Raw genomic sequence first — 13,728 nt, forward strand, 5'->3', positions numbered from 1 at the left:
CAAACGTTATATGCTCACTCCCCATCCACTCCACTCATGACGACAACCGGTTACATCGGACGACGATTACTCCAAATCGTTCCGGTCTTGCTGTTCGTCGTTACGGTCACGTTCGTCCTCATCAACTCGATACCCGGCGACCCGGTTCGCATCTTGGTCGGGCCGAGCGCCGACGCGGCGGCCATCGAGGCCGCCCGCGCGAGATACGGCCTCGACCAACCGCTGTACATCAGGTACGTCAGGTACGTCGCGGCCGTCGCCACGGGCGACTTCGGGACGAGCATCCACTACGGTGGAGTCGCGGTGACGGAGAAAATCTTCGAGCGGCTTCCGGTGACGCTGCTGCTCCTCGCGTCGAGTTTCACCCTCGCCATCGGCTCGGCGATTCCGCTGGGTATCTTCGCCGCCAAGAACCGTAACAACGGCTACGACCACCTCGCCCGTATCACGTCGCTCATCGGCGTCAGCACGCCGAGCTTCTGGGTCGGCCTGCTTCTCATCATCGTGTTCGCGTACTACGGCGACCTCCTGCCGCCGAGCGGACTCGTCATGCCGTGGGCCGACCCCGCGTCGGTCGAGGGGGCGGCGTCGAGACTGGACGTGCTCGCGACCGCCGCGTCGCATCTGATTCTCCCCTCTATCACGCTGGGGACGCTTCAGATGGCGGCCATTACGCGCATCGAGCGGTCGTCGATGCTCGAAGTGCTCAACAAGGACTACGTCCAGCTCGCTCGCGCGTACGGCGTCTCCGAGCGGACGATTCTCCGCAAACAGGCGTTCAGGAACGCGCAACTGCCGGTGCTCACGGTCATCGGCATCCAGATGACGACCGCTCTCGGCGGCGCGGTGCTGACCGAGACGGTCTTCAACATCAACGGGATGGGGAACCTCATCATCACCGCGGTCCGGGCGCAGGACTACCAGCTCATCATGGGCACGACGATATTCTTCGCCATCGTGTTCGTCCTCGGCGTGCTCGTCGTGGACGTGCTGTACGCAGTCATCGACCCGCGCATCTCCTACGGGGGTGGTGCCGGTGAGTGATTCGACGGCCGCCGCCGGCGACTCGGCCCGCACGGGCGGCGTCGCGGACGCCGACGAGCGCTCCGCCGTCTCGCGCACCTCGCAGGTGCTTCGACAGCTCAAGCGCAACTCGGCGTCGCGCGTCGGTCTCTACGTCATCGGGCTCGTGACGCTCGTCGCGCTGGTGACGACTATCGACGCCGACCTGTTCGACTACCAGTTCGCGGCGACGTTCTGGTACCACCCGGAGAACGACCCGTCGGGGAGCACCATCTTGCTCCCGCCGGTCGGCATCGAAAACAGCTTCGGGACGGGGACGTGGGCGCATCCGCTCGGGACGGACCACCGCGGCCGCGACGTACTCGTCAGGCTGGTGTACGGCACCCGCATCGCCGTTCAGGTGGGTCTCATCGCGACGGGCATCGGGATGACCATCGGGACGGTCGTCGGCGCGGTCTCCGGCTACTACGGCGGCTGGGTCGACGACGTGCTCCAGCGGTTCGTCGAATCGCTGTACGCGATTCCGTTCCTCATCCTCGTCATCGCAATCATGTCCGCGTTCGGCCGCGAGCTCGGTATCGCCATCATCGGCGTCTCCATCACGACGATTCCGGTGTTCACGCGCCTGATTCGCTCGCAGGTGCTGAGCGTCCGGGAGATGGAGTACGTCGAGGCCGCGAAGGCCGCCGGCGTGCGCGACCGGCACATCATCTTCCGCCACATCATCCCCAACAGCTTCGCGCCGGTGCTCGTCCAGTCGACGCTTCAGGTCGGCGTGAACATCCTCATCGTCGCGTCGCTGTCGTTCCTCGGCTTCGGGGTCCAGCCCCCGACGCCGTCGTGGGGGCAGATGCTCGCCCACTCGCGGCAGTACATGATCGTCAACCCGTGGTTCAGTCTCTGGCCCGGCCTCGCGATTCTCGCGACGGTCGTCGGCTTCAATCTGCTGGGCGACGGCCTGCGCGACGCAATCGACCCGCGGTCGAACGACTGACGATGAACGGACGACACCTCTCACCGACCGTTCGCCCCGGGGCCGGGAGTCGCCCGGCCGCCGTCAGTCGCTCGCCCGCCGAACTATCGCTCCCTCCCCGGGGCGGCGTCGGCACTCGCTCTTGCGGTTTTGCAGAGGCACCCATCTCACGCACCGACGCCCCCCACGATTCCACGACCAATGTCTGATACGCTACTCACCGTCCGCGACCTGCACACCCACTTCCGCACCGACGCGGGGACCGTTCGGGCCGTCGACGGTATCTCGTTCGAGGTACAGCGCGGCGAAGTGCTCGGCATCGTCGGCGAAAGCGGCGCGGGAAAGAGCGTCGCGGCGCGGAGCATCATGCGCCTCATCGACTCGCCGGGCGTCATCGTCAACGGCGAGGTCCGCTTCGAAGACGACCTGCTCGTCGGCGTCGAGCGCGGCGACGACCCCGACGGCGAGCCCCGACAGGACCCCGAGATGCTGTCGAGCCGCGAGATACGCGAGCGCATCCGGGGCCGCGAAATCGCGATGATATTTCAGGACCCCACGGAGAGCCTCAACCCGGTGTTCACCGTCGGCGAGCAGTTGAGCGAGATTATCGGGCTCAACCGCGACGTGTCGGCGGCCGAAGCCGAGGCCATCGCCGTCGAGCGCCTCCGCGAGGTCGGCATCCCCGAGGCCGAACGCCGGATGGACGACTACCCCCACGAGTTCTCCGGGGGGATGCGCCAGCGCGTCCTCATCGCCATGGCGTTCGCGTGCGAACCGAGCCTCGTCATCGCCGACGAGCCGACCACCGCGCTCGACGTGACCGTCGAGGCGCAGATTCTCGACCTCGTGAAGGACCTCGCGGCGCGCTACGACACGTCGTTCGTCTGGGTCACCCACGACATGGGCGTCGTCGCCGAGATATGCGACCGCGTGGCCGTGATGTACCTCGGCGAAATCGTCGAGCAGGCGACCGTCGACGACCTCTTCCACGACACGAAACACCCCTACACCGAGGCGCTCCTCGGGTCGATTCCGCGGCCCGACCGCGACGTGGACGGCCTGTCGCCCATCGAGGGCATCATGCCGGAGGCCATCAATCCGCCGCAGGGCTGTCGCTTCCACACGCGGTGTCCGCACGCCCGAGAGGCGTGTCTGCACTCCCACCCCGACGCTCGGCGCGTCGACGGCGGCGGTGACGAAGACGGTGACGTGGCGATGCAGATGCAGACTGCCGACGGGACGACCCTCGCGGACGCGGAAGTCGCCGCCGCCTCGTCCCACCGAGCGGCGTGTCTGCGGAACGACGCGTTCGCGGAGGCCGGCTACTGGGAGAGCGCCCCGCTCGACGACGCCGAGTCGGAGTCGGCTTCGGCCGCCGCCGAATCGGAATCAGAGTCAGAGCCGGAGTCGGCGTCGGCGTCCGCCTCCGCAGGTGACGCCGCCGACGCCGCCGTCACCGCAAACGCCGCCGCCACCGGGTCCACCTTCGACCCCGACGCCGACCCGCTGCTCAGCGTGCGCGACCTGCGGAAGTACTTCGACGCGAGCGACGGCTTCCTCGACCGCCTCCGGTTCGACCGCGACGCGGGACTCCTCCCCTTCTCGGCCGACCGCGAGCACGTCCGCGCGGTCGACGGCGTCTCGTTCGACATCCTGCCCGGCGAGACGCTCGGCCTCGTCGGCGAGTCGGGCTGCGGGAAGTCCACGCTCGCGCGGACGCTCCTCCGGCTGGTCGACCCGACCTCCGGCGACATCGTCTTCGACGGGGAGAACCTCGCCGAACTGTCGAAAGAGGAGCTACGGAAGCGCCGCAAGCGCATGCAGTTCGTCTTTCAGGACCCGCAGGCGTCGCTCGACCCGCGGATGACCGTCGGCGAAATCGTCGAGGAGCCGATGCGGGCCCACGGGCTCTACGAGGGCGACCGCGAGGGGCGGGCGCGCGAACTGCTGGAGACGGTCGGTCTCGACGCCGACCACTACAACCGCTACCCGCACCAGTTCTCCGGCGGCCAGCGCCAGCGGGTCAACCTCGCGCGGGCGCTGTCGGTCGACCCCGACTTCATCGTCTGCGACGAGCCGACCTCGGCGCTCGACGCGTCGGTGCAGGCGCAGGTGCTCAACACGATGAAGGAGCTTCAAGACGAGTTCGGGCTGACGTACCTGTTTATCAGCCACGACCTGAGCGTCATCCGCCACGTCTGCGACCGCGTGGCCGTGATGTACCTCGGCGAACTGGTCGAACTCGCCGACAAGGACGACCTGTTCGAGTCCCCGAAGCACCCCTACACCCGGGCGCTCCTCTCGTCGATTCCGGTGCCCGACCCGCGGGTGTCCCGCGAGACCGTTCCGCTGTCCGGCGACGTGCCGTCGCCGATTCACCCGCCGAGCGGCTGCCGGTTCCACACCCGATGTCCGAGCCTCGTCGCCCCGGCGGAACTCGACCTCAGTGACGACGAGTGGGACCGCGTGCGCCGGTTCGTCAGAGCCGTCCAGCGCGAGTCCCCGGACGCGGCCGACGACGACGCGAGAGCGACCTACTTCCCCGACGGCCTCCCCGCCGGCGACGCCGGAGAAGCCGTCGAGCGCGCGCTCTCGCTCGCGGCCGACGGCGCGTGGCGCGACGCCGCGTCGCTCCTGACCGAGACGTTCGTCGAGCCGAGCGTCTGCACCTCCGAGGTGCCGGCGCTGGAGTCGCCCGACGAACTCGACCGTATCGTCAGCTGTCACCACTACTCCTGAAAAAGCGCCGCCGGCTTTATTTCGCCCTTAGGCCGACCCGAACCGGTCTGCGACTTCGGCCACGGTTTCGAAGGCGACGCCCGGCGTGTCGGCGACGTGTTCGACGAACGATTCGAGCCGGACGAGCCGGTGTGACTGCCCGATGACCTGCGGGTGCATCGTGAGGACGAAGACGCCGTCATCGACGTTGTCGACCATCCAGTCGAACTGCTCGCGCCACTGGCGGAACACCGCTTTCTCGTTCGCGTAGCCCCGCTTGCGGTTGAAGGCGAACGCCGGGAAGTCGTCGCGTTGCCACGAGACGGGTACCTCGACGATGTCGGTCTCGGTGCCGCGCTCGAAGGGGGCGTCGGCGGGCGCCGCCCACCCCTCGCGGACGCGGTACGGCTCGAAGTCGGTCGCCATCTGGCTGGAGTCCCACTCGAAGCCGAGTTCGTCGAGGATGCCGAGCGTGTGGGTCGAGAAGTCCCACGACGGCGAGCGGTAGCCGGTCGGCCGCCGCCCCGTGAGGTCCACGATGCTCTCGACGCCGCGTTTCACGTCGTCGTACTCCGCCTCTCTCGACTCGTACTGTCCCGGGCGGGTGTGCGACCAGCCGTGGTGCTGGATGTCGTGGCCGCGGCTCCACACCTCCTCGGCGGCCTCCGGGAAGCTGTCGATGGTGTGGCCCGGCGTGAACCACGTGGTCTCGACGCCGAACTCGTCCAAGCGGTCGAGGACGCGGGGCGCGCCCACGTCGACGCCGAACAGTCCTCTCGACAGTTTCGTCGGGCTGTCCGGCGACTCGAAGGAGTGTATCCACGAGGAGACGCCGTCGAAGTCGAACGTGAGGCAGACGCTGTGGTGAGTCACGCTTCGACGTACGAAAATCGATGTGATAGCTGTTTCCCTGCCGCACCCGAACGCTGGCGGCCTCTCGTCTCTCGTTCCGCGAGCTACCGAAACGCCGGCGCGACCTCTTCGGCGAACAACTCGGCGCTCGTCGTCTCGGGGAAGTCGACGAACTCCACGACGACCTCGCCGAAGCCCATCTCGACGAACGTCGCCAGTCGCTCGCGCACCTGTTCGGGCGTGCCGACGAGCGGGAACTCGCCCTCGGCGACGTTCTCGGGCTTGAACCGCGGGAAGTGCTCGTCGAGGAGGGCGTCGAGTTCCGCCTCGTCCTCGCGTAGCAGACACCGCGCGAACCACGAGCGCTCTATCTCCCCGAACGGTCGGCCGTAGCCCTCGCAGTGGCGTTCCAGCACGTCCAGTTTGTGTTGCATCACCTCCGGCGGTCCCCAGAAGTTCCACGAGTCGGCGTACTGGGCGGTGATTCGGAGCGTGAACGACTCGCCGCCGCCGCCGACCATGATGGGCGGGTGCGGGTCTCGGACGGGGTGCGGCCGGCACATCGCCTCGTCGAGGGTGTAGTAGTCGCCGTCGAAGCTGACCGTCTCCTCGGTCCACAGGCGCTTGAGCATCCGAATCGACTCCTCCAGCATCCGAAGGCGAGTCGGCGCGTCCGGCCAGTCGTAGCCGTAGGCCCGCGCCTCGCTTTCCTTCCAGCCGGCGCCCATGCCGAGTTTCAGTCGGCCGTCGCTCACGGCGTCGAGCGTGGCGGCCTGCTTGGCGAGGAGCGCGGGGTTCCGGAAGTGGTTGTTCACCGTCTTCGGGTAGAGGTACACGTCTTCGGTCTCGCGGGCGATGGCGGCCAGCGTGACGAAACACTCCGTCGTGGGGCCGCTGCCGGTCATGACGTGGTCGGGGACGGCGACGCCGTCGAAGCCGAGGTCCTCCATCGCCACGGCGAACTCCACCTGCGCGTCCCACGAAATCTCGTCGCAGAACGCCAACTGGGAGTGAACGGAGTCGCCGGCGCTGGTCGGAACGTTGACTGCGAACTGCATACGAACGGCTCACGCGCGACCACGAAAACAGTTCCCACTCCACTCGCTTTCTCACTCCCACTCGCGTCCTCACTCGCCGCCACCCCAACACGTACTACAATTCGAGCCGTTCGGTATCACATGACGGACCACCAGCGCGCGGCAATCGTGACCGGCGCGTCCAGCGGTATCGGACGGGCGGTCGTCGAGCGACTCCGAGCGGACTACGACTACGTCGCTTGCTTCGATATCGAGACCGGCGAGACCGACTGGGAGGACGAAGGCGTCCACGAGTTCGCGGTCGACGTTCGCGACCCCGACGCGGTCGCGGACGCGGTGGCGGCGGTCGAATCGGTCGCCGACGTGGCGGCGCTCGTGAACAACGCGGGCATCTCGCGGGCCGTCTCCCTCGCGGACCTCGACCCAGACGAGTGGGACCGCGTCCTCGACGTGAACCTCAAAGGGCAGTACGTCGTCGCCCGCGCCGTCGCCCCGGGCATGGTCGAGCGCGGCGAGGGTGCCATCGTCAACGTGTCGAGCGTCGCCGGCCTCCGCGGGAGCGCCACCGGCGGCGTCCACTACTCCTCGTCGAAGGCGGGCGTCTTCGGGCTGACCAAGGGGCTGGCGAAACAGCTCGGCCCCGAGGTGCGCGTCAACTGCGTCGCGCCGGGGATCGTCGAGACGCCGCTTCTCACCGAGTCGAATCTCTGGACCGAAGAGGCGCTCGCCGAGTACGCCGCCGACCTCCCGCTCGAACGCATCGGAACGCCCGAGGAAGTCGCTGACGTGGTCGCGTTCCTCTGCGACGGCGCGAGCTACGTGACGGGGACGGTGCTGACGGTCGACGGCGGGTCGATGCTCCGGTGACCGAGGCCGCCGGTCGCCGGACGCCGAGCGAACAGCCAGTACCCGCGAACCGACCGAGACATACTAAATTCAAAGATAATATTCTAATTTGATAGTTCGGCGCCTAATCTCTCGTATTCTCCGACCAGCACTGTCTCGGCGCTGCTCACTCGGCCGTCTCTGGACCAGCCAGCGCGTCTATGACGAAAACGGCTAGTACAGCGCCTTCACCCGACTTGTAGGCCGTCACAACTCGATGGCGAACTCGGAACCGAGCTGCGTCACCGAATCGGCTCGCGTCGGCGCGCGTCGGCGTGTCTCTGTGCGTGCCGGTGCGTTCCGGTACGTGCCGGTGCGACTGACCGCTTGAAGTTCGGCCGTTGTCTCCTGAACCGCCTCCGTTCGCGGCCGCGTGGTCGGTGTCACTACCGGTCGAGTCGTCGTTCTCGATTTCGTATTTTTATCCGATATTTTAGTGAACAGAGAAAATATCGACAAAACAATATTTTTTTAGCATCCGCGTTCGTCCCGCACCGTCGAGTCTTTCAAAACATATTACGTCACCGCCGGTGTACCGGACGCTTGGGCACAACCATGGACTATGTCAACGAAGGCGACACGGTCGTCGTCAGGCTGGACCCCGGCGAACAGGTCCTCGACTCGCTGGCCGCGGTGCGCGACGAACTCGACATCGAACACGGCTTTCTCACGGGTATCGGCGCGGTCGACGCCGTCACGCTCGGCCACTACGACGTGGACGACCAGGAGTACCTCGAAGAGGAGTTCACGGGCCAGTTCGAGGTGACGAGCTTCCTCGGCAATATCGGCCCCGACAAGATTCACACGCACATTCAGGTCGGCACTCGCGACTTCGAGACGCTCGGCGGCCACTGTTCCGGCGCGCGCGTCTCCGGGACGTTCGAGGTGGTCATCCACCTCGGCGAGACGCCGCTAACCCACCACCTCGACGAGCGGACCGGCCTCGACGTGTTCGACATCTGAGCCGGCCCGGACCGAGCCGAGTCGGACTGAATCGAACTGAATCGAACTGAATCGGACCGAGCGCGTCGCGATGCGGACGCTCGGTCGCTTTTTCCCACGCCTGCCGTGAGTCGAGAGCGTCGCGTCCGTCGGCTGGCGTGAGGCAGTTCGGAGAAAGAAAAGACGGCGCTGTCGGGGCGTCGGCCGGTGGTGGAGGGCCGAAGCGAGGGGGGCTGGAGGGCGAGGGCGTGTGTCGGCGGACTGGCCGACGCCCCGAGCGCACCGAACGAGGGTTCCGGGGGTTGTCCGCCGACGCGGGTTCCGCCGCGGAGACGCGACCGGGGACCGCTGGTCGCGCCGCCGTCGGCGGGTCGCAACCGCCGGTGCGTTGGAGGGCGCGGCCGGCGGCAACTATTCGTAGTCGACATCCTATATTGGCGGTTCCTCGGTTACTACCGTTACTTACGTGAGTAGCGTGAATAGCGTGTATTCTCCGGAAGTTCGGGGTTACGGGCGTTCTCTCGTTCGCCTCCGGGCGAATTACCCAATCGAATGACTTTCGACCCGGGGGGTCGTGGCCGAGAGTGACAGATGAAACGACACCTCCGCGTTCACATCGTCCCCCTGTGGCGCGAACACGACCGCATCGTCGGCCCCATCGAGGACGACCGACCGGACAAGGTCTACCTCCTCGAACACGAGGACTCCGCGGTCGAGCGCCCGACCTACCACGAGGCGGTCGTCGACCGCATCGCCGACGTAGTCGGTTCTCCGCCCGACGTCGAATACTTGGACCTCTTCGATATGTACGAGGTGATGGGCGCGATTACGACCATCGCCGACTGGCACCCCGACGACTTCGTCCGCGTCAACGTCACCGCCGGCACCAAGCGCGCGGCCGTCGGCGCGACGATGGCCTGCATGGACGAACACACCGACGCCGAACCGTACGTCGTCGACCCCGAGGTCCGGCCGCACGGCCTCGACGCGCCGGTCACGGAGGGCTTCGCGCAGGCGTCGCTCCTGACGACCTACCAAATCGACTCGCCGTCTCCCGACCAGGTCGCCGCGCTCGCCATCATCGAGGCCCACGACACCGACGCCAAGCACGCGAAAAAGAAGACGCTCATCACCGAGGCGGCTCGCTACGGCCTCGAGTTCATGCGCGGCCGCGTCGACGGCGAGGCCGACGACTACGACCCCGTCACCGGCGACTACAACGTCCTCGACAACCGCGTCACCGCGACGCTCGAACATCAGGGCTACGTCACGGTCACCCAGCGCGGTACTCGCCGCTATCTCGAACTCACGGAGGAGGGGCGACAGACGCTCCGCGCGTTCCGCCACCGGGCCGAATCGGTCGTCTCGGACCTCGAAGCGCGGACCGACGACCCGTCCGAGAGCGTCGATTTCGCCCTCGACAACCCGGTCGACGCGCTCGTGGAGAATCGGTAGGGCGAGTTGCCCTCGCGGTTACTGCCTCCGCCGCTCCCCGGCCGCCCCGGCCGCCCCCGCCGCTTCGAGGGGAACTGTTAGTACGGTCGCGACACGAGCCAGATATGTATGCCCTCCAACATGCACACGCGCAGAGCCGTTCTCGCGGCCGGCGGGGCGACCGCTCTGGCGTCGCTCTCTGGCTGTGTCGGCCGCGCGCTCGGTGCCCTCGACCTTGAGCGAGACTACCGGCGCGACGCGCCCGTCGGCGACGTGACGGGCGCGTGGCCGACCGCCCAGTACGACTTCGCCAACACCGGTTACACGACCGACTCCGGCCCCTCGGCTGACGCGAGCGTCGAACGAATCGCGTCGGGCGACGCCGCGCTCGCCACGTCAGTCGCCCTCGCCGACGGGCGCGGCGTGCTCGGCCACAGCGACGGCGACGGCGAGGACGGCGTCTATCGCGCGCTCGACCTCGATTCCGAAACCGCCCCCGCCGAGTCCGACGACGCGTGGACTATCGACTACGCGCACGGCAAGTCCACGCCCACGCTCGCCGGCGACGCGATGTTCGTCTCGACCGCCGAGTTCGTCGCGGCTTACGACGCCCGGACCGGCGAGCGGTGCTGGCGGACGACCGAGGGCGGCTACGGGACCCCCGAAAACGCGCCGGTGCTCGCCGCGGAGACGCTCGTCGACGGCGGGAGCGCGCCCGTCTTCGGGCGAGACCCCGAGACTGGGGCGGAGCAATGGTGCTACGACGCCGGCGAGGCGTATCCCGGACTCGTCGCCCGCGACGGCGTCGTCTACACGCCAATCGGCGCTGACCACGAACAGACCGGCGTCGCCGCGCTCGATGCCGCCACCGGCGAGGAGCGATGGCGGCGCGAGGACCTCCCGCAGAGCGGCGTCCCGCTCGCGGTGGGCGGCTCTCACCTATACTACAACGCCCACCGCGGGAACGTGTTCGCTCTCGCCCTCGAAGACGGGTCGACGCAGTGGCAGGCGTCGATTCCGCTCCCGGAGAACGGCAGTCCGCGGACCGCCGTCGCGGGCGACACGGTCCACGCCCAGACCTCGCGGGGGAGCCTCGCCGCGTTCGACGCCGCCGACGGCGCGACGAAGTGGACGCTGTCGCTCGATGCGGATACGTTCGCCCGACCGCCGGTCGTCGCCGGCGACACCCGCTTCGTGGGGAGCGACGACCGTCTCTACGCGGTTTCGGCGGCGTCCGGTGAGAACCTGTGGTCGACGGCGCTCGACGCCCGACCGTCGGGCGGCCTGTCGGTCCGCGGGTCTGAACTCTACTTCGCCGGGATGGGTCGGAACCCCGGCGTGTTCCGCGTGACGGACTGACGCCCACTCGTCGCCGCCGATTGCGTTTCGCGCCGACCGACGATGCCACCTCCCGTCAGTCGAACGTGTACGTCCGGTATCGTCGAATCGCGTAGCGGTACGAGCCGTAGGAGACGCCGACGGTCACCAGGAGGTACAGCCCGACTCCGGCGGCGAGAAGCGGCGTCGGAGCGAGGTGCCCGGTGACGCCGAACCACGTCGCGACGAGGCCAATGACGGTTCCGGGGCCGACGACGAACATGAACGCCATCAGCACGAGCGTCGAGGGGACGACCGTGGTCGCGCCCCAGAACTCGCGTTCCTCGTATATCGGGTAGGCCGCGCCGATGCCGACCGAGAAGGTCGCGGCGGCGAGGCACATGCACACGCCGACGAGCGCGAAGCCGACCGCGGACAGCGGCGACGTACCGAGGGCGACGGTCACCAGCGGGAGCGCCGCCGCGACCGGAGCGCCGAGAAGCACACCGGCGAGGACGCGTCCGCGGACCAGCGTTCGCGGCGCGGTCGCGGTCAACAGCAACATCGGGAACTGCGGGCGGTCGTCGCCGACGGGGTTGAGGCCGAACGTCGCGCCCGCGAGATAGGTTCCGAGGCCGGCCCCGCTCGCGGCGAGTATCGGTCCGAGGCCGTCGGCCGAGGACTGGACGATGGTCGTCCCGAGCGGGCCGAGGAAGAACACCAGCATGACGAGGTGCGTGAACTGCTGGGGGTGGCGGACGCCGCGGACGAGCAGGCCCCACGCGACGTTGCCGCCGTTCGTCCCAGCGAGCGGCTTCGGCGTCGAGAAGCCGCCGGCAGACCCGTCAGCCTTCGCGCTCGCCGCCGAGCCTCGGTCGCCCCCGGGCGCGCGGTCGGTGAACCAGAGCGCGCTCGCCTGCCGGGTGGCGACGACGAGGCCGAGAGGCGTGAGCGCGGCGATGGCTGCGAAGGTGGCGACGGCGGCCGCCGAGAACGGTCGGGCGAGCGGGGTGCCGACGAATGCGAGCGCGAGGTAGTCGGTGAGCGGACCGAACGTCAGCGTCGCCGCCAGCGTGTCAACCGGAAGCGACCCATCGCCCAGCAACCGGCCGAACGCCTGCGAGACGAGGACGAACGCGGCCATCGCGACGAAGCCGACGACTTTGAGAACGCGCCGGACGCCGGGCAGACGCTTGAAGCCGCGGAGCACGGCAACGCCGGCGGCGTAGCCCCAGACGGTCGTACAGCACGCGAGCGGGACGACGACGACAGTCGTCGTGAGCAGCAGCGACGGCGCGCCGAGCCCGGCCGTGAACGTCGCGGCGACGACCGCAATCGGGAGTCCGAACCAGAGGGCGATTCGGGCGATTTCGGCCGTGATGAGTCCGATGACGACGGCCCGCGGGTGGACCGTGGTCAGCACGAGCGACTCGTGTTCGACGCGGCCGATTCGTTCGAGCGTTCGGAACGTCGCGAGGAGCGTGAGCACCACGGGCACCGCGGTGGCGACGAGGCCGAAGAGGGGAATCTCGGTCACGGACTGCGCGCTCCGACCGGCGACGTAGACGGCCGGGAGCGAAAACAGGAGGCTGCCCCCGAAGAACAACAGGAGCAACAAGAGGCCGACGACTCGGCGCGTCTCGGAGGTGTACCCCCGGATACTCCGAACGAACTCGGCGCGCCCGATTCGGAGGCCGCGGCGAACGTCTCGTCGGAGGCTCATTCGTCGGTGGCACCCGACAGCTGCGGTTCGTCGCTCGTGACCGCGAGGAACGCGTCTTCGAGCGAGCCTTCGCCGCCCGTCTGGGCGCGCGATTTCACCTCGTCGGGCGTCCCTTCGGCGACGACGCGGCCGTCGAACAGGACGCCGACCTCGTCGGCGACGGCCTCGACCACGGGCAGGATGTGCGTCGAGAGGAAGACGGTCGCCCCCGAGTCGGCCACGTCGCCGATGGAGGTCCGAATCTGCCGCGCCGCGCGGGGGTCGAGTCCCGAGGTCGGCTCGTCGAGAAACAGCACGTCCGGGTCGTGGAGCACGCTCTGGATGAACGCGGTCTTCTGTTTCATCCCCTTGGAGTACGTGCCGATGCGCTTGTTCGCGTCGCCGACGAGGTCGAACTGGTCGAGGAGGTCGTCGATGCGCGCCTCGGCGGTCTCCGACGGGATGTCGCGGAGGTCAGCGACGTAGTCGAGCTGCTCGCGGGCGCTGAACTCGTCGTACAGCGGCGGCGTCTCCGGGAGGTAGCCGACGTGCGGCGCGAGTTTCCCGCGGTCGCCCACGTCGAGGCCGCAGATGCGGACCGACCCCGAGGTGGGCTGTGACAGCCCCGTCAGGATGCGCATCGTCGTCGTCTTCCCTGCGCCGTTCGGCCCGAGAAAGCCGTACACCGTTCCGCTCGGAATCGACAGCGAGACGCCGTCGAGCGCGACCTCGGAGCCGTAGGCCTTTCTGAGGTCGGTCGCTTCGACCGCGGCGTCCGCGTTCGTGGAGGGCATGGGACGAGCCTCGATTCACTCTCCGGACGCGTAATGGTTGCGGCTTGACAC

At 68.2% G+C, this 13,728-nt stretch carries 11 protein-coding genes; 7 read left to right on the top strand and 4 right to left on the bottom strand.

Going from position 1 to position 13,728, the window contains the following annotated elements:
* Positions 1–36 precede the first annotated feature (36 nt).
* The 3 genes from DVK03_RS15445 to DVK03_RS20475 all read left to right on the top strand — a co-directional run bounded on the left by DVK03_RS15445 (position 37) and on the right by DVK03_RS20475 (position 4,735).
* Positions 37–1,044, top strand: a complete 1,008-nt coding sequence (locus tag DVK03_RS15445; RefSeq protein WP_049896000.1) for an ABC transporter permease — start codon at positions 37–39, stop codon at positions 1,042–1,044.
* A complete protein-coding gene (locus DVK03_RS15450) occupies positions 1,037–2,017 on the top strand; it encodes an ABC transporter permease (protein WP_186372494.1) in 981 nt (326 codons plus the stop codon). The genes DVK03_RS15445 and DVK03_RS15450 overlap by 8 nt, the downstream gene beginning before the upstream one ends.
* 180 nt (positions 2,018–2,197) lie before the next feature.
* A complete protein-coding gene (locus DVK03_RS20475; RefSeq protein ID WP_115803546.1) occupies positions 2,198–4,735 on the top strand; it encodes an ABC transporter ATP-binding protein in 2,538 nt (845 codons plus the stop codon).
* A 27-nt stretch (positions 4,736–4,762) separates the two neighbouring features.
* Here the strand turns inward: DVK03_RS20475 and DVK03_RS15460 are convergent, their stop codons facing one another.
* Positions 4,763–5,587, bottom strand: coding sequence for a polysaccharide deacetylase (locus DVK03_RS15460; RefSeq protein ID WP_115803545.1), 825 nt, complete (start codon positions 5,585–5,587; stop codon positions 4,763–4,765).
* A gap of 83 nt (positions 5,588–5,670) precedes the next feature.
* The gene (locus DVK03_RS15465; RefSeq protein WP_115803544.1) at positions 5,671–6,624 is read right to left on the bottom strand and encodes a TIGR03560 family F420-dependent LLM class oxidoreductase; all 954 of its coding nucleotides are present in this window, start codon (positions 6,622–6,624) and stop codon (positions 5,671–5,673) included.
* Positions 6,625–6,744: 120 nt separating this feature from the next.
* On the opposite strand from DVK03_RS15465, the gene DVK03_RS15470 reads away from it, so the two are divergent.
* From DVK03_RS15470 to DVK03_RS15490, 4 genes are all read left to right on the top strand, one after another.
* Positions 6,745–7,470, top strand: a complete 726-nt coding sequence (locus tag DVK03_RS15470; protein ID WP_115803543.1) for an SDR family NAD(P)-dependent oxidoreductase — start codon at positions 6,745–6,747, stop codon at positions 7,468–7,470.
* Positions 7,471–8,043: 573 nt separating this feature from the next.
* Entirely contained in the window at positions 8,044–8,451 is a 408-nt protein-coding gene (locus tag DVK03_RS15480) for a PPC domain-containing DNA-binding protein (RefSeq protein WP_004041026.1), read from the top strand.
* Positions 8,452–9,021: 570 nt separating this feature from the next.
* Positions 9,022–9,885, top strand: a complete 864-nt coding sequence (locus DVK03_RS15485; protein WP_008610322.1) for a DUF6293 family protein — start codon at positions 9,022–9,024, stop codon at positions 9,883–9,885.
* A 108-nt stretch (positions 9,886–9,993) separates the two neighbouring features.
* Positions 9,994–11,223: a PQQ-binding-like beta-propeller repeat protein gene (locus tag DVK03_RS15490; protein WP_115803541.1), complete on the top strand. Its 1,230-nt coding sequence runs from the start codon at positions 9,994–9,996 to the stop codon at positions 11,221–11,223.
* A gap of 55 nt (positions 11,224–11,278) precedes the next feature.
* On the opposite strand, the gene DVK03_RS15495 is transcribed toward DVK03_RS15490, so the two are convergent.
* Entirely contained in the window at positions 11,279–12,904 is a 1,626-nt protein-coding gene (locus DVK03_RS15495; protein WP_115803540.1) for a hypothetical protein, read from the bottom strand.
* Positions 12,901–13,677, bottom strand: coding sequence for an ABC transporter ATP-binding protein (locus tag DVK03_RS15500; protein ID WP_006599969.1), 777 nt, complete (start codon positions 13,675–13,677; stop codon positions 12,901–12,903). The genes DVK03_RS15495 and DVK03_RS15500 overlap by 4 nt, the downstream gene beginning before the upstream one ends.
* Between the last annotated feature and the right edge of the window lie 51 nt (positions 13,678–13,728).

It is taken from the genome of Haloferax sp. Atlit-109R, assembly GCF_003665865.1.
Lineage (GTDB): Archaea > Halobacteriota > Halobacteria > Halobacteriales > Haloferacaceae > Haloferax > Haloferax volcanii.

Excerpts from the sequence above, each read along its gene's own strand:
- DVK03_RS15500 (WP_006599969.1), bottom strand. The coding sequence starts at position 13,677 with ATGCCCTCCACGAACGCGGACGCCGCGGTCGAAGCGACCGACCTCAGA.
- DVK03_RS15485 (WP_008610322.1), top strand. The coding sequence starts at position 9,022 with ATGAAACGACACCTCCGCGTTCACATCGTCCCCCTGTGGCGCGAACAC.
- DVK03_RS15445 (WP_049896000.1), top strand. The coding sequence starts at position 37 with ATGACGACAACCGGTTACATCGGACGACGATTACTCCAAATCGTTCCG.
- DVK03_RS15495 (WP_115803540.1), bottom strand. The coding sequence starts at position 12,904 with ATGAGCCTCCGACGAGACGTTCGCCGCGGCCTCCGAATCGGGCGCGCC.
- DVK03_RS20475 (WP_115803546.1), top strand. The coding sequence starts at position 2,198 with ATGTCTGATACGCTACTCACCGTCCGCGACCTGCACACCCACTTCCGC.
- DVK03_RS15470 (WP_115803543.1), top strand. The coding sequence starts at position 6,745 with ATGACGGACCACCAGCGCGCGGCAATCGTGACCGGCGCGTCCAGCGGT.
- DVK03_RS15465 (WP_115803544.1), bottom strand. The coding sequence starts at position 6,624 with ATGCAGTTCGCAGTCAACGTTCCGACCAGCGCCGGCGACTCCGTTCAC.
- DVK03_RS15490 (WP_115803541.1), top strand. The coding sequence starts at position 9,994 with ATGCCCTCCAACATGCACACGCGCAGAGCCGTTCTCGCGGCCGGCGGG.
- DVK03_RS15480 (WP_004041026.1), top strand. The coding sequence starts at position 8,044 with ATGGACTATGTCAACGAAGGCGACACGGTCGTCGTCAGGCTGGACCCC.